This is a genomic window from Hoeflea sp. YIM 152468, from assembly GCF_029210485.1.
Classification (GTDB): domain Bacteria; phylum Pseudomonadota; class Alphaproteobacteria; order Rhizobiales; family Rhizobiaceae; genus Hoeflea.
The window spans coordinates 194,768-210,322 of sequence record NZ_JARGET010000029.1; the positions used below are offsets into that span (position 1 = coordinate 194,768).

General features: G+C 64.6%; 15 protein-coding genes. 8 read left to right on the forward strand and 7 right to left on the reverse strand.

The window, feature by feature from the left end:
• Positions 1 to 10: 10 nt before the first annotated feature.
• Positions 11 to 1,861 (reverse strand): ABC transporter ATP-binding protein, encoded by a 1,851-nt coding sequence (locus PZ897_RS16055; protein ID WP_275753522.1) that lies wholly within the window; start codon positions 1,859 to 1,861, stop codon positions 11 to 13.
• A 411-nt stretch (positions 1,862 to 2,272) separates the two neighbouring features.
• Between PZ897_RS16055 and PZ897_RS16060 the strand changes: the two genes are divergently transcribed.
• A complete protein-coding gene (locus PZ897_RS16060; protein ID WP_275753670.1) occupies positions 2,273 to 2,740 on the forward strand; it encodes a tRNA (cytidine(34)-2'-O)-methyltransferase in 468 nt (155 codons plus the stop codon).
• A 12-nt stretch (positions 2,741 to 2,752) separates the two neighbouring features.
• Here the strand turns inward: PZ897_RS16060 and PZ897_RS16065 are convergent, their stop codons facing one another.
• Positions 2,753 to 3,136, reverse strand: coding sequence for a VOC family protein (locus tag PZ897_RS16065; RefSeq protein ID WP_275753523.1), 384 nt, complete (start codon positions 3,134 to 3,136; stop codon positions 2,753 to 2,755).
• 90 nt (positions 3,137 to 3,226) lie between these two features.
• Between PZ897_RS16065 and soxR the strand changes: the two genes are divergently transcribed.
• Positions 3,227 to 3,700, forward strand: coding sequence for a redox-sensitive transcriptional activator SoxR (soxR, locus tag PZ897_RS16070; RefSeq protein ID WP_275753524.1), 474 nt, complete (start codon positions 3,227 to 3,229; stop codon positions 3,698 to 3,700).
• A 30-nt stretch (positions 3,701 to 3,730) separates the two neighbouring features.
• Here the strand turns inward: soxR and PZ897_RS16075 are convergent, their stop codons facing one another.
• Complete coding sequence (locus PZ897_RS16075; protein ID WP_275753525.1) at positions 3,731 to 3,997, reverse strand: hypothetical protein; 267 nt, start codon at positions 3,995 to 3,997, stop codon at positions 3,731 to 3,733.
• Between the two features lie 151 nt (positions 3,998 to 4,148).
• On the opposite strand from PZ897_RS16075, the gene hemF reads away from it, so the two are divergent.
• A complete protein-coding gene (hemF, locus tag PZ897_RS16080; protein WP_275753526.1) occupies positions 4,149 to 5,060 on the forward strand; it encodes an oxygen-dependent coproporphyrinogen oxidase in 912 nt (303 codons plus the stop codon).
• Positions 5,061 to 5,115: 55 nt separating this feature from the next.
• Here the strand turns inward: hemF and PZ897_RS16085 are convergent, their stop codons facing one another.
• Positions 5,116 to 5,580, reverse strand: a complete 465-nt coding sequence (locus tag PZ897_RS16085; RefSeq protein ID WP_275753527.1) for a hypothetical protein — start codon at positions 5,578 to 5,580, stop codon at positions 5,116 to 5,118.
• A gap of 278 nt (positions 5,581 to 5,858) precedes the next feature.
• Here PZ897_RS16085 and PZ897_RS16090 point away from each other — a divergent pair, with 278 nt between their 5' ends.
• Positions 5,859 to 6,044: a DUF1059 domain-containing protein gene (locus PZ897_RS16090; protein ID WP_275753528.1), complete on the forward strand. Its 186-nt coding sequence runs from the start codon at positions 5,859 to 5,861 to the stop codon at positions 6,042 to 6,044.
• Positions 6,045 to 6,069: 25 nt separating this feature from the next.
• On the opposite strand, the gene PZ897_RS16095 is transcribed toward PZ897_RS16090, so the two are convergent.
• Genes PZ897_RS16095 through PZ897_RS16105 form a run of 3 tightly spaced genes read right to left on the reverse strand, consistent with a single transcriptional unit; the run spans position 6,070 to position 8,593 of the window.
• Complete coding sequence (locus PZ897_RS16095; protein ID WP_275753529.1) at positions 6,070 to 7,320, reverse strand: CCA tRNA nucleotidyltransferase; 1,251 nt, start codon at positions 7,318 to 7,320, stop codon at positions 6,070 to 6,072.
• Positions 7,317 to 7,964, reverse strand: coding sequence for a CoA pyrophosphatase (locus PZ897_RS16100; RefSeq protein WP_275753671.1), 648 nt, complete (start codon positions 7,962 to 7,964; stop codon positions 7,317 to 7,319). Before PZ897_RS16100 ends, PZ897_RS16095 begins: the two co-directional genes overlap by 4 nt.
• 8 nt (positions 7,965 to 7,972) lie before the next feature.
• Entirely contained in the window at positions 7,973 to 8,593 is a 621-nt protein-coding gene (locus tag PZ897_RS16105) for a DUF1285 domain-containing protein (RefSeq protein ID WP_275753530.1), read from the reverse strand.
• 116 nt (positions 8,594 to 8,709) lie between these two features.
• Between PZ897_RS16105 and PZ897_RS16110 the strand changes: the two genes are divergently transcribed.
• The 4 genes from PZ897_RS16110 to PZ897_RS16125 are packed head-to-tail and all read left to right on the forward strand — an operon-like array spanning position 8,710 to position 15,513.
• The gene (locus tag PZ897_RS16110) at positions 8,710 to 9,723 is read left to right on the forward strand and encodes a MoxR family ATPase (protein WP_275753531.1); all 1,014 of its coding nucleotides are present in this window, start codon (positions 8,710 to 8,712) and stop codon (positions 9,721 to 9,723) included.
• Between the two features lie 3 nt (positions 9,724 to 9,726).
• Positions 9,727 to 10,641, forward strand: coding sequence for a DUF58 domain-containing protein (locus PZ897_RS16115; protein WP_275753532.1), 915 nt, complete (start codon positions 9,727 to 9,729; stop codon positions 10,639 to 10,641).
• The gene (locus PZ897_RS16120; RefSeq protein ID WP_275753533.1) at positions 10,641 to 13,448 is read left to right on the forward strand and encodes a DUF4159 domain-containing protein; all 2,808 of its coding nucleotides are present in this window, start codon (positions 10,641 to 10,643) and stop codon (positions 13,446 to 13,448) included. The genes PZ897_RS16115 and PZ897_RS16120 overlap by 1 nt, the downstream gene beginning before the upstream one ends.
• A 1-nt stretch (position 13,449) precedes the next feature.
• Positions 13,450 to 15,513, forward strand: a complete 2,064-nt coding sequence (locus PZ897_RS16125; RefSeq protein ID WP_275753534.1) for a hypothetical protein — start codon at positions 13,450 to 13,452, stop codon at positions 15,511 to 15,513.
• Positions 15,514 to 15,555 lie beyond the last annotated feature (42 nt).

The following is a 15,555-nucleotide window of genomic DNA, read 5'->3' on the forward strand; positions in this document are numbered from 1 at the left end:
GGTGCTCCTTCTATTCGGCCGCATTGGTGCTGGCAGGCGCATCAATGAACCCGCCTGACTGCCGCGACCACAAATCGGCGTAGATGCCGCCCGCGCTGATCAGCTGCTCATGGCTGCCAACCTCGACGATCTCGCCCTGATCCAGCACCACCAGCCGGTCCATCTCGGCAATGGTGGACAGCCGGTGGGCGATGGCGATCACAGTCTTGTTTTCCATCAGCGCAAACAGGTTTTCCTGGATCGCCGCCTCGACTTCGGAATCAAGCGCCGAGGTGGCCTCGTCAAGCACCAGGATCGGGGCATCCTTGAGGAAGACCCGTGCGATGGCGATGCGCTGCCGCTGGCCGCCCGAGAGCTTGACCCCGCGCTCGCCGACATGGGCGTCGAGCCCGCTGCGCCCGCCGAGATCTTCGAGTCCGGCGATGAAATCGAGCGCATTGGCCTTGCGCACGGCCTCCAGAATGTCTTCCTCGGTGGCGTCGGGCCGTCCATAGGCTATGTTGTCGCGCACCGACCGGTGCAAGAGCGAGGTATCCTGGCTGACCATGCCGACCTGGGAGCGCAGACTGTCCTGGCTCACCTGCGAGATGTCCTGACCGTCAATCAGCACCCGCCCGGATTCAAGATTGTAAAATCTGAGCAGCAGGTTGACGAGGGTCGTCTTGCCGGCGCCGGAACGGCCGACAAGGCCGATCTTTTCGCCCGGCTTGATCGCCAGCGACAGGTTTTCGATCACCCCGCTCTGCTTGCCGTAGTGAAACCGGACCTTCTCGAATTCGATGCCGCCCTTTCTGGCGACGATGGCGCCAGCGCCGGGCCGGTCGACCACATCATGCGGCTGGCTCAGCATACCCATGCCGTCCTGGACCACGCCGATGTTTTCGAAGAACCCCGACACCTCCCACATGATCCACTGCGACATGCCGTTGATCCGGAGCGCAAGCCCGATGACGATGGCAATGGAGCCCACCGAGACAATGCCGGTCAGCCAGAAACCGATCGACATTGCCGAAACCACGAACACCAGCACCGAGTTGTTCAAATAGATCAGCGACTGGAACAGCGTCACCTGCCGCATCTGCCGGTGAACCGTGGCCAGAAACATGTCCATGCTTTCCTGCGCATAGGCTTCTTCGCGTCCCGCATGGGAGAACAGCTTGACCGTCGAGATGTTGGTGTAGCTGTCGACCACCCGTCCGGTCATCGCCGAGCGGGCGTCGGCCTGATCGGTCGAGATCCGCTTGAGCTTCGGCACGAAATGCGTGATCAGGCCGATATAGACGGCCAGCCAGAACAGCAAGGGCAGCACCAGTCGCCATTCGGCACTCGCCACCATGCCGATCATGGCGACGAAATAGACCGAGACATAGACGAAGACGTCGAGCAGCTTCATCACCGATTCACGAATCGACAGCGACGTCTGCATCACCTTGGTGGCGACCCGGCCGGCAAATTCGTTGGAAAAGAAGCTCAGGCTCTGGCGCAGCAGATAGCGGTGCATCTGCCACCGCGCGATCATCGGATAATTGCCCAGAAGCGTCTGGTGGATGATCAGCGAATGCAGCGCCACGACCAGCGGCAGACCGACAAGCACGATCAGGCCCATCAGGATCAACTGGCCCGATTCGCGCTCGAGGAAGCCTTGCGGGTCGGAATTTGCCAGCCAGTCGACAATCGAGCCCAGAAATCCGAACAGCATCACCTCGCCGATCGAGATCAGCGCGGTCAGGACCCCCATGGCGATCAGCCAGGGCGCCGCATCGCGCGAATAATGCCAGCAAAACGCCACCAGCCCTTCCGGCGGCGCGGTCGGCGCTGCGGCTGGGTAGGGATTCAATCGGCGTTCAAACCATCCAAACATGGATGTCTCCTCGAATAAGATTCCGCGCCGCCCCCGGTGCGAGGCTGCGGCAAAGCCGCCGCTTGGCCTGCCTGGGTCCAGAGCTTGCTGTCCGTGCCAGACGATTTTGCCTGATTACAGATAGGACGCTCCGGCGCAAAGGTCACGCGATGGTGCTTGCCACCCTTCACTCCGGGGGCTGAAGCTGGCACCGCTCTTCAGGCTGCGATCCGCCCTTGCGCTCGGTGGCGGTGACCGCCGGCGCAAGGCTGATATCCATGCTCTGCCTGACAGTCTGCATCAGCTTTGCGTCAAAGACGGGGTATTCTGTCGCACATTCCTGACCTCGATCAGACCGGCGCGGCGGAATTCTGCCCCCATCAGCGCATCCTTGCTTGATATTGTGCCAAAATGATCACAGACACTGTCTCCATGACCAAGCCGCTTATCGCCCTCTACCAGCCCGACATTCCCGGCAACACAGGCGCCATCTTACGGCTTGGCGCCTGTCTCGGATTGGGCATCCATGTTATCGGACCGGCCGGTTTCGACATGACCGACCGCGCCCTCAAGCGTGCCGGGATGGATTACATCGAGATGGCGGCGCTGACCCGTCACGACGGATGGGAAGAGTTTGAGCTGTGGCGCCAGGGCGAAGGCCGGCGGCTGGTGTTGATGACCACCCGGTCCGCCACGCCCTATATCGATGGCAGCGACCAGACCCTGACCCGCCAGGACGTTGTGCTGTTCGGACGCGAAAGCGTCGGCGTGCCGCCAAGGGTCCATGACGCGGCCGATGCACGGTTGACCATTCCGATGCTCGAGGGCCGGCGCAGCCTCAATCTGGCCATGAGCGTCGCCATCATCGCCGGCGAGATCAACCGCCGCTTCGGGCTGTAACTAAGGACCGCATCAGTCATAGCTGACGACCTCGAACTCGACGCCGTTCTCGTCGTCGAAGTAAAACCGCCGTCCCGGCTCGTAGTCGGCGTGATTGTAGGGCGCATAGCCCAGCGCCTTGATTTTCGCTTCGACCGCGTCGAGATCACCCACGACGACGCCCACGTGATTGAGGCTGCCGACCCGGTCCTTTTCGATGCTCAAGCGCGGCCGCACCGCCTCGGGGGTGTAGATCGCCAGGTAAGCGTCATCGGTTCCGACATGGATCGACAAACCACCATTGAGCGCCGGGCCTTGCCAGCGGATTCTCCAGCCAAACACATCGCACAGCCATCTGGCAGTGGCTGCCGCATCGATCACGGTGAAATTGATATGTTCGAGAGTGGATGGGGACATGCTGTTGCTCCTGAAGGCGATGGGGTTTGTTTGTGACGTGACCCATGCTACTTTCTCAAGTGAACTTGAGGTCAAGAGGTTTTTTCAGCAATGCCGGCAAACACCAATCAGCGGCTTCTGAGCATCGGCGAGGTGGCTGCCCGCACCGGCCTCGCCGTTTCGGCGATCCGCTATTACGATGATGAGGGACTGGTTTCCGCCCGCCGCACGCCCGGCGGAAAGCGCATGTTCCTCCGCTCCGACATAAGGCGGCTGTCCTTCATCCTGATCGCCCAGCAATTGGGGTTCTCGCTCGAAGACATCCGCATCCAGCTCAGGCAATTGCCGCTGGAGCGCACGCCCAACAAACGCGATTGGGAAAAGATCAGCCGCGGCTTTCGCGCCCATCTCGATGCCCGCATCGGCATGCTGGAGCGGCTGCGCGACCGGCTTGACGGCTGCATCGGCTGCGGCTGCCTGTCGCTGGACGCCTGCAAACTCTACAATCCCGGCGACAAGGCGCGAGAGCGCGGCCCCGGCCCACGTCTGGTGCTTGAGCAAGCGGTTGCTGACCGGAAAGCTTGAGGCTGGCCATCGCTGGGATGCGGCCTGGGCTCAGTCCGCGGTGGGCAGCCTGCGCATGGTGAATTCGATGGTGTCGCTGTCGCCGGGAAGCACGCGCCAGCTTTCAACCTCGGTCCAATAGGCGGCCTTGGGCCAGGTCGAGAACCATTCCCGCGCCTTTTCGCGCGCCTGCCCGCGGCTCAGCCGGTAGGTTTCGCGCACGAAACCACCCGATGTCTCATCGGATTTGCGCTTGCGGGCGCGGGCAATCTGGGCGCGCAAGCCATCAAGGGGCGGGCGCTGTTGATACCGGTTCATGATCCTTCCTCGGCCAGGGCAAGGAAATTCTAGCCCAAAAGTTCTTGCTCCGCGAGTCAAGACAATTTCGCCCCGCCCGCGTCAAAACGGATGCTTACATCATTCCGGCACTGCTGATATGGGTGGCCAACACAACCATTGAGGATCCCGTATGCAACGCCCCAGCCTGCCGGTCGGCCTACCCGACGACATCGAAGACAAGAAGACCCAAGCACGGCATTGGTTCGAGCAGTTGCGAGATCAGATCTGCGCCAGCTTCGAGGCTCTCGAAGACGAGACCGACCATCCTCAGTGTCCTGGCCAAGCCGGACGCTTCGAGCGCACGCCGTGGCTGCGCGATGAAGGGGCTGGCGGCGGCGGCACGATGTCGCTGATGAAGGGCCGCCTGTTCGAGAAAGTCGGCGTCCACACCTCCACCGTTTACGGCGAATTTTCTCCGGAATTCCGCGCCCAGATTCCCGGCGCCGAGGAAGATCCGCGTTTCTGGGCATCAGGCATCTCGCTGATCGCCCACCCGCTCAACCCGCATGTGCCCGCCGTGCATATGAACACCCGCATGGTGGTCACCACCAGCCACTGGTTTGGCGGTGGCGCCGACCTCACGCCGGTTCTCGACGCCCGGCGCATCCAGTCCGACCCGGACACCATGCTGTTTCACCGTGCCATGGAAATCGCCTGCAACCGCCATGCGGTCGCCGACCATCCGAAGTTCAAGGCCTGGTGCGACGACTACTTCTTTCTGCCGCATCGCGATGAACCGCGCGGCACCGGCGGTATCTTCTACGACTGGCAGCACAGCAGCGACGAAGCCGGCGGCTGGGCGGCGGATTTTGCCTTCACCCAGGATGTCGGCCGGGCCTTCAATGTTGTCTACCCGAAGATCGTGCGGTCGAATTTCGCCAAGCCCTGGAGCGAGGAAGAGCGCACCGAGCAGCTGATCCGCCGCGGTCGTTATGTCGAGTTCAATTTGCTCTATGACCGTGGCACCATCTTCGGGCTCAAGACCGGCGGCAATGTCACCTCGATCCTGTCTTCGCTGCCGCCGGTGGTGATGTACCCGTAAGGCACCCGGCAAGTCGAAGACGAGCTCATGTCGCGTGTGACGCCGGAGCGTCCGTTCAGGACCGTTGCAAGCTGATCTTTCTCAGCGCGTCGTCGACCAGGCGGTTGGCCACCTTCATCCGGATCGTGGCCGCGTCGCGCCATTCCTCCGGCGCACGATCAGGGTGGTTTGTGCGGGCAAACGCGCGCCGCTTGTTTTGCAGGTCGGTCCGCGTGTCCGAAGCCAGCAGATTGATGTCACTGGCAATGTCTTCCGGGCCGAGCCGCTTGAACATCGAAACGTCAACTGCGGGCACTGGCGGTGGCGGTGGCGGCGCAACCACAGCGCCGGCATGGTCGTAATAGGCCGCATGCACCCGTTCGCTGTCCTGCTGGGTGTCCGGTTTGGAAGTCGGTCCGACGAAACTTGCATTCAGGCCGCGTATCCGGGCCCAGAACCCGGAGCCGGGCAAGGCAGCATCCGCTCGCTCCTGCCCCAGGCGGTCCAGAACATCTTCAAACGTACCCCGACCCGGATTCATCTGCCGATCCTGTTTCATCTCCAGCGCCGCGCATCCGACCAAAGCGCCGCATCCAATCCGAAGCGCGCTCCAGACACGCCCCCGTCCGTACCGGTAGCAAAACAAGGTTAACAAACTGTGTGTGCGCGCCTCGGGGCCCGGCGTGCACAGGCTCGCCAAAGCCGCGCGCGGCGCTGAAGCTGCCAAAAACCGCAGAATATGCTATCATTGCCAGGCGCTGGCCGGCGTGCCGGCCAGACGGCTACTTGGTTTTCAGCATTGAATAGGAGGACTTGGCCATGAAGACCTTCCATTGTGGATCGCTTGTTCCGGGCTGCAACTGGCACACCCGCTCTCAAAGCGAGGCGGACATCGTCTCCCGCGTCATCGATCATTTGCGTCAGACCCACGGCGAGACCGAGATCCGCCCATCAATCGTCGAGCAGATCAAGGCCCGCACCTCCGACGATCAGGACGCGGCCTGAGTGAGCAAGGCGATCGGGGCCGCGGTCAGTCGGCTTGAGCCAGCAACGCGGCCTTTCCGAGCTTGAAATTGCTCTCGACCCAGCGCTCTTCCAGGGCTGCCAGCCGGGCTCCCATCTCGGGGCCCGGTTTTACGCCGATGGCGATCAGATCAGCCCCGGCCACGGGAAACACCGGGCGCTGCCATGTCAGCGCATGGGCCAGATGACGGCTGTGACCCGCGGCTTCGGTGAGCGCCTCTGGAGCAGTTTCGGCCCGTGTCCGGGCGGACACCAGCGACAGGCGAGTTCTGTCGATCAGCGGCTCGGTTCCAATCCGATACAGCATCCGCTCGAACGCGGTGATCGCCAGCGTCGGCTCGAACGCCGGCGCCTCGGCCCAACTGACCAGGCGGCTGGTCTCGGCGCGTGACAGCTTCAGCCGCGCCGCAAGCGCGCGCATGCGCCCGGCATCCGGGGGCACCATTGCCATCAGCCGAAGCATCGGATCGGGTTCCCAGTCCAACGCGGTCTCTGCAGCAATCAGCCCGCCCATCGAATCAATACCCCATTTCTCGCTCTCCGGCAGCACCGCTGTCAGCACCCCGGCCTGGCGCATCCACAACAAGGCCCGGCCCGGATCGCGGGCCTCAAGCAGGGTCTTGAGTTCCTTCCACACCCGTTCGGACGACAGCTGTCCGAGTTTGCCGCGGGCTCTGGCGCAGGCCTTCAGCGCCGCCGCATCCGGCCGTCCGGTGCCGTAATGGGCAAAAAAGCGGAAATAGCGCAGCACGCGCAGATAGTCCTCGGCAATGCGCGCATCGGCATCGCCAATGAACCGCACCGTGCGCGTGGCGATGTCGTCAAGCCCGCCGACCAGGTCGATGATCCGGCCGCCACTGTCGGCGTAAAGCGCATTGATGGTGAAGTCCCGCCGTTCCGCATCCACCTGCCAGTCGCGGCCGAACGCCACCCTGGCGCGCCGGCCATCGGTCTCGGCGTCATGGCGCAGCGTCGTGACCTCGAAACCGCGGCCCTCGATCACCAGCGTCACCGTGCCATGATCTATCCCCGTCGGCACCGAGCGGATGCCCGCGTCCCTGGCTCGCGCCGCCACCTGCTCGGGCGCCCAGGTGGTGGCGAGATCGGTATCGGTGACCGGCAATCCCATCAGCGCGTTGCGCACCGCGCCGCCAACCACCCTCACCTCTTCACCCTGCTGATTGAGAAGGGCGAATATCCGGCTCAGCGCCGGGTCCCGGAACCAGCTCTGCTCGGCCACGCTATCGGCAATGCTCATACATAGAGCCTTTCATACAAGGTCCGGATGATCCCGGCAGTGACGCCCCAGATATGGTGTTCACCGAAAGGCATGACATAATAATGCCGCTCGACCCCTTGCCAGACCCGGCTTTCGCGCTGGTGATTGGCCTGGTTCATCAGGAACGAAAGCGGCGTTTCGAACACCGCATCCACCTCGGCGGGGTTCGGGGTGATGGAAAACCCCGGATGCACCACCGCCAGCACCGGCGTGATCCGGAATCCGGTGGTGGTCATATAGACCGGCAGCCGTCCGACCGGTTCGACAAACCGCCGGTCAAGCCCGATTTCCTCTTCGGCCTCGCGCATGGCGGCGATTTCGGCGCTGGCATCTTCCGGATCGATCGCGCCGCCGGGAAAGGCCACCTGGCCCGAATGCTGGCGCATCGCTGCCGCACGCCGCGTCAGGATCACTTGCGCGTCCGCGCCTGTCTCGATCACCGGCACCAGCACCGCCGCATCACGCAGCTTGCCGTCAACCAGCCCGGTCACCAGCCCCGGGTTGAGCACATGATCGCCGTGACCCAGATGCGCCGGTTCGGCGCCGAAGGCCCGATCGGGATCATGATGCCGGGCCCGCTCTCGAAATCCCGCCGCGTCAAATCTCGCTGGCATTTCCGCCACAGGCCTGCTCAAAGCCCTGCCTCCAGCCTGGCCATCGGCATCACCGGAAACACCGCGCCGGCGGAGCGGATCGCATAGATCCGTTCTCCGTCAAATTCGGTTTCCTCTCCCAGCGCCAAAAGATCATAGGTTACGGCCCGGTTGATCAGCGCTTCCAGCCGGCCCCGCACCAGCAGATAGGGCTTGAGCTGGTCGGTCTCGCCGGTGATGACGAATCGCAGCGGATTGTCCGGTCCGGCAGCCACCACATCGCCGACATTGGTCCTGAATGTCAGCACCTGTCCCGCCGCATCCTCCGATCTTGTCATCTCGACGCCCAGGAAAGGCGCATCGGCAACGCGGATGCCGATCTTTTCCACAGGCGTGATCAGATAGGTCTTGCCGTCTTCGTCACGGCGCAACACGGTCGAGAAAAGCCTCACCAGCGCTGGCCGGCCAATGGGCGTCCCCATGTAGAACCAGGTGCCGTCGGCCCGGATTTCCATGTCGATATCGCCGCAATAGGGCGGATTCCAGCGCTCTATCGGCGGCAAGCCATCCTTGCCGGTGTTGCGGTCGGCCTGGGCGCGCGAAATCAGCGCGGCAAGATCGGCCGGGTCTGTTTTCGTGTCGGTCCTTGTTTTCGCCATTGTCCTGTCCAGCTATGGTTACAGGTAACCAGATAGTCATCTCAACGGCTCTTGTCAGCCTATCAGCGTAGAATAAGCTGTTTGGCAGCCTAGACCAGCACAGAGCGGAGAACCCCATGGGACGTATCGACACCGGCGCAAAGCCAATCGACGAAAAAGCGGTCATTGCCGCTGCCGAACACGCTCTGGCGGATATATCGGCTGTCAGGCACGCGGTATCGGAAGTCATTTTCGGTCAGGAGAGCGTGGTCGAGCAGACCTTGATCGCGGTGCTCTCGGGCGGCCACGCGCTGCTGGTCGGGGTCCCCGGACTTGCCAAGACCAAGCTGGTCTCCACTCTTGGCACGGTTCTGGGACTGGGCACCAACCGCATCCAGTTCACGCCGGATCTGATGCCTTCCGACATCCTCGGCTCCGAAGTCATGGACCAGGACGAAACCGGGCGGCGCTCGTTCCGCTTTGTCCCCGGTCCGGTGTTTACGCAACTGCTGATGGCCGACGAGATCAACCGCGCCTCGCCGCGCACCCAGTCAGCCCTTCTCCAGGCGATGCAGGAATATCATGTCACGGTGGCCGGCGCCCCGCACGATCTGCCACGCCCCTTCCATGTGCTGGCGACCCAGAACCCGCTGGAGCAGGAAGGCACCTACCCGCTGCCCGAAGCCCAGCTTGACCGTTTCCTGATGCAGGTGGATGTGCCCTATCCGGAAATGGCTGCGGAACGGCAGATCCTGCTGGAGACCACCGGCGGCCAGGACTCACTCGCCCGGCCGGCCATCACCGTCGACCGGCTGGTCGCCATCCAGGCCTTGATCCGGCAGATGCCGGTGCCCGAATCGGTGGTCGATGCGATCCTTGACCTGGTCCGCGCCGCCCGCCCCGGCCACGGCAATGCCCGAATCGATGAAACCGTCTCCTGGGGCCCCGGTCCGCGGGCGGGTCAGGCCTTGATGCTGTGCAGCCGAGCCAGAGCGCTCTATGACGGCCGGCTGGCGCCGTCGATCGACGATGTCCGCGCGCTCGCCGAACCGATCCTGCAGCACCGCATGGCGCTAACCTTCGCCGCACGTGCCGAGGGCATCGGCATCCGCGACGTCATTGCCGGCCTCGTTACGCCGAAGGCGGGGTAAACCATGGCCCCCATCGGCCAATTGACCCCACCCACGGCGCGGATCGATGCCCTGGCCCGCGCACGCCAGCGTGCGGCCTTGCTGCCCGATTGCCTGGCCGAGGCCCGGCGTGTTGCCAACACCGTGATTGCCGGCTGGCACGGCCGCCGCAAACGCGGCATTGGCGAGACCTTCTGGCAATTCCGGCCCTATGTCGACGGCGAATCGCCGTCAGCCATCGACTGGCGGCGCTCGGCCCGCGACGACCATCTCTACGTCCGTGACCGCGAATGGGAGGCGGCGCACACGATCTGGCTGTGGACCGATCAGTCGCCCTCGATGCTGTACAAATCCGGTGCCGCCATGGTCGCCAAGGAAAGCCGGGCGCTGGTCTTGATGCTGGCGCTGGCCGAAATCCTGTCGCGCTCTGGCGAACGTGTCGGCTGCCCGGGCGTGATGGAGCCTGTCGCCTCGCGCAATGCCGCCGAACGGCTGGCGCTGGCGCTGGCGCATGCACCGCTGCAAACCGCCTTGCCCGATCTCGGTCAGGTCGGCCGGATGAGCGATGTGGTGCTGATCAGTGATTTTCTCGACGCGGCCGAAACCCTGCAATCCTGCATCGGCCCAGCCGGCCGGCGCGGCATCCGCGGCCACCTCATCGAGATTTCCGACCCCGCCGAAGAGACGTTCCCCTATTCCGGACGCACCGAATTCCGCGATCCCGAAACCGGTCAGAAACTCGTCGCCGGGCGGGCTGAAGCGGTTGCCGTCGATTACCGCCGGGCCTGGCTCGCCCGCCGCGAAGCCCTGGCCCAAGGCGTGCGCAAGCTCGGATGGAGCCATCTTGCCCATCGCACCGACCGCCCCGCCTCCGAAGCGCTGGTGCTGGCGCACGGTCATTTGACGGGCATCCCCGTTGCCGGAAAGGCGGGCACCTGATGATCGCAGGCATCCCCCTCGCCTTCGGCGCACCGGCGATCCTGTTCGGGCTTTTGGCCTTGCCGGTGATCTGGTGGCTGCTGCGGCTGACCCCGCCGCGCCCGCAGGCCGAGCCCTTTGCACCCATGGCGATCCTTGCCTCCGTGCTCAAACCCCAGCAGACACCCGCCCGCAGCCCCTGGTGGCTGACCCTGTTGCGGTTGCTGATTGCCGCCCTGGTGATTCTGGCGCTTGCCGAGCCGGTTCTCAACCCGCAGGACCGGGCGCTGTCGCCGCAAGGACCGCTGGCCTTGATCATCGACAATGGCTGGGCCAGCGCGCCTGACTGGGAGGCACGGTCGCGGGCTGCTGATGCCCTGATCACGGAAGCCGAAGCGCTTGAACTGCCGGTCTCGATCGTGTTCACCGCGGAGCGTCGCCAGGACGCCACACCGGCCACCTTCAAACAGGCCCGCGATCGCTTGCGGGCTGCCAAACCCCGCCCGCTGCGGCCCGATCGCGCCGCATCGGTCAGTGCCCTGATCGCGGCTCTGGGCGACACCCGGCCCGGCACCATCGCCTATCTCACCGATGGCGTCGGCACGCCTGATGCTGCCGAGGCCCTCACCCGCCTGTCTGCGCTCGAACCGGCGGCAATCCGCCTCATCGGCGCCAGCGATGCCACCGTGCTGGCCCTGACTGAGGCCGACAACGGCGCGGATGCGCTGTCCATCACCGCAAGCCGGATCGACACGGCCGCAGCCGAGACTCACCGGCTGATTGCGCGCGACAGCAAGGGCCGCGAGATCGCCACCGGCGAGCTCCGTTTCGAGGCCGCTGAGGCTGTAGCCACCGGCGCCATTTCCGCGCCGTTTGAAATTCGCAACGACATCGCCCGGCTCGATATCCGCGGCATCGACACGGCCGGGTCGGCCCGGTTGCTCGACGACAGTTTCCGCCGCCGCCGGGTGGCGCTGATCTCGGGGGAAGCCGCCGACATTGCCCAGCCGCTGCTTTCGCCGCTCTATTACATCAACCGCGCGCTCTTGCCTTACGCCGACCTGATAGCGGCCGCCAGCGCCGACATGTCCACGGCCATTCCCAAGCTGCTGGCACAGGCTCCGGCGGTCATCATCATGGCCGATATCGGCGTTCTGCCGGAAGATGTCAGCACGCCGCTCAACCAATGGATCGAACGCGGCGGAACCCTGATCCGCTTTGCCGGACCACGTCTGGCCGCCGCCCCGGCGGACGATCTGCTGGCCCCGGTACAGTTGCGCAAGGGGGAGCGTGAACTCGGTGGCGCGCTCTCCTGGATCGAACCCCAGCCCTTGGCGGATTACCCGGCCGGCAGCCCCTTTGCCGGCCTACCCACCCCGCGCGACGTCACCGTCAGCCGTCAGGTGCTGGCCGAACCATCGGCTGATCTTGCCGCCCGCACCTGGGCCAGCCTCGCCGACGGCACCCCGCTGGTGACCGCCGCCGACCGCGGCGCAGGCCGCATTGTGCTGTTTCATGTCACCGCCGAAGCCGGCTGGTCCAACCTGCCGATTTCCGGTCACTTCGTCGACATGCTCCGCCGCGTGGTGCAATTGTCCCGCGCCATCAGCGGCGGCAGCGAAAGCGGCTCCGGCATCCTGCTGCCCTGGCGTCTGCTGGATGCGAATGGCGCGCTGTTGCCTGCGACCGGCGACGCCAAACCGCTCGATCTCACCACCGGCAAGGTCCCGCAGGCCGGTGCTGACAATCCGCCGGGCCTGTATGGGGCGGAGGATGGATTTGTCGCGCTCAACCTGTTTTCCGTGGGTGAAACACTGACCCCGATCGATATCCCGGAATTCCAGGTGCCTGTCACCCGTGCGCCGATCACCGGTGACACCGCGATTGACTTCCGGCCCTGGCTGTTCGGTGCGGCGCTGGTCGCGCTGCTAGCCGACACCCTGATCGTGCTGCTGCTCAACGGCGCCTTGCGGCTGAAAACCTTCAGGCCGGCGCCCGCAATATTCCTCATCGGTGCCGCTGGGCTCTCGCTGACGCTGCTGCTCGCGTCCGCACCCGCCCATGCCCAGGACGAGCAGCCCGGTGACGCGGACCTGCTGGCAAGCCTTGACCGCACCCGGCTCGCCTATGTCCTCACCGGAGACCGCGAGGCCGACAATGCCAGCAAGTTCGGGCTCGACAGCCTGTCACGCTATCTGGCAAGTCGCACCGCGCTCGAACCCGGCACGGCGATGGGCGTCGACATCGAAACCGATCAACTGGCCCTGTATCCGCTGATCTACTGGCCGATGAGCGACGATGCCGATATGCCGTCCACCGCCGCCATCAGCCGCATCGATGCCTACATGAAGAGCGGCGGAACGGTGCTGTTTGACACCCGCGACCGGATTGCCGATCTCGGCGGCGGCTCCAGCACGCTGACACTGCGCTTGCAGCAAATTCTCGCCAGCCTCGACATTCCGCCGCTCGAGCCGGTTCCGGTTGACCACGTGCTGACCAAATCCTTCTTCCTGCTCGAGACCTTTCCGGGTCGCTATGCCGACGGCCCGTTGTGGGTCGAGGCCACACCGGATGTCGACACCCCCAATGAACGCCCGGCCCGTTCGGGTGATGGCGTGTCCTCGATCCTGATTACCGGCAACGACATGGCCGCGGCCTGGGCCGTCGACGACCAGGGCTTTCCGATGTTTTCGACCGTTCCGTCAGATCCCTGGCAGCGCGAATATGCCTACCGTGCCGGCGTCAACATCGTCATGTACATGCTGACCGGCAACTACAAGGCCGATCAGGTTCACATTCCGGCGTTGCTGGAAAGGTTGGGACAGTAAGATGAGTCTCGCCTTTGATCCGTTCCTGCCCTTTGCCCTGCTTGTTCCGCTCGCCTGCGTGGCGCTGCTGCTGGTCGGCTGGGCCCTTCTCAGGCGCGTGCGCGGTGCCGCTCTCAGGGCCCTGGCGCTGACAGCGATTCTGCTGGCGCTGGCCAACCCTGTCGCCAATTTCGAGGACCGCGAGCCGGTCAGGAGCGTGGTTGCCATCGTCGTCGACCGCAGCCCGAGCCAGACCAGTGCCGACCGCACGGCGCGCACAGACGCGGCGCTCAAAGCGCTCTCCGAACGTATCGCCCGCTATCCGGCCTTTGAAACCCGTGTCATCGAAGCCCAGAGCGACGCGGACGCACAATCGCCCTCGACCCGGCTGTTTGACGCATTGGCCTCCGGCATTCGCGATGTGCCGAGTTCGCGGCTGGCCGGTGCCGTGATGATCACCGACGGACAGATCCATGACGTGCCCGGGTCGTTTTCCGCGCTCGGACTGGATGCACCGCTGCACGGGCTGATCGTCGGCGACGAAGGCGAGATTGACCGCCGCGTCGACGTGGTGCGCAGCCCGCGGTTTGGCATTGTCGGCGAGGATCAGGAAATCGTCTACCGGGTCAGTGACGATGGCGCCGCTGCCGCTGCCACGCCGGTGGATGTGGCGGTGCGGGTCAACGGCAAGCTGATTTCGACCGAAACCACCGCCACAGGCGAGGAAGCCTCCTTCTATCTCAAGCTGCCCAGGGGCGGCGAGAACATCCTCGAATTCGCGGTCGACGGGATCGCCGGTGAAGTGACGCCGGCCAACAACCGCGCCGTCACCCTGATCGAAGGCATCCGCGAAAACCTGCGCGTGCTTCTGGTCTCCGGTGCGCCCCACGCCGGAGAACGCGCCTGGCGCAATCTGCTCAAATCCGACGCCTCGGTCGATCTGGTGCATTTCACCATCCTGCGTCCGCCGGAAAAGCAGGATGGCACCCCGATTTCGGAACTCTCGCTGATCGCCTTCCCGACGCGGGAACTGTTCATCGAGAAGATTGACGAATTCGATCTGATCATTTTCGACCGCTACCAGAACCGCGGCGTTTTGCCGGTGCTCTATTACGATTACATCGCCCGTTATGTGGAGGATGGCGGCGCGCTGCTGGTCGCGGCCGGGCCGGAATATGCCGGGCTCGAATCCATTGCCGAGACCCCGCTGGCGCCTGCCCTTCCGGCGATGCCGACGGGTGCGGTGACCGCTGCAGGCTACTATCCGCGCCTGTCGGACGAGGGCAAGCGCCATCCCGTGACCCGGACCCTGCCTGGTGCTGCGAGCGAACCGCCGGCCTGGGGTCGCTGGTTCCGCACCGTCGGCGTGCATGACACGATCGGAGACGCGGTCATGCGCGGCGCTGACGCAGAACCGCTTCTGGTGCTCAACCGCTATGGCGAAGGCCGGGTGGCGATGCTCTTGTCCGATCATGGCTGGCTCTGGGCGCGCGGCTTTGAAGGCGGCGGGCCGCATGTGGCGCTGTATCGCCGTATCGCCCACTGGCTGATGAAGGAACCGTCGCTGGAAGAGGAAGCGCTTCGCGCCACCGCCAATGGCCGCCGGCTGGTGATCGAACGCCAGACCATGAGCGACAGCACCGGCACCGCGACCATCACCTTGCCCTCGGGTGAAACCCGCGACATCGAACTCGAGCCGGCGGACGCAGGTCTGTTCAGGGCCGAGATCACGCTTGATCAGCCCGGACTGGTCGAGGTCACCTCGGATGAGCTGCAGGCTGTTGCCCATGTCGGTGCGGTCGACGCGCCTGAGTTTCGCGCCACGGTGTCGACTGCCGATGTGCTCTCCCCAATCTCGGCGGAAAGCGGCGGGCTCACACGGCGGGTCAATGCCACCGCCAGCGATCTGCCGCAAATCCTGCCGACACGGTCATCCCGCATCGACACCGGCGAGCGGATGGGGTTGCGCGCCAGCAATGAAAGCGTGCTCAAGGGGGTGCGCTCTGTTCCGCTGTTCGGCGGCCTTCTGGGTCTTGCCTTGATGATCCTGGCGCTCGGCGCCACATGGTTCCGCGAGGGCCGCTGACCCCGGCACAAGAAAAACGGCGGCCACATCGCTGTCGCCGCC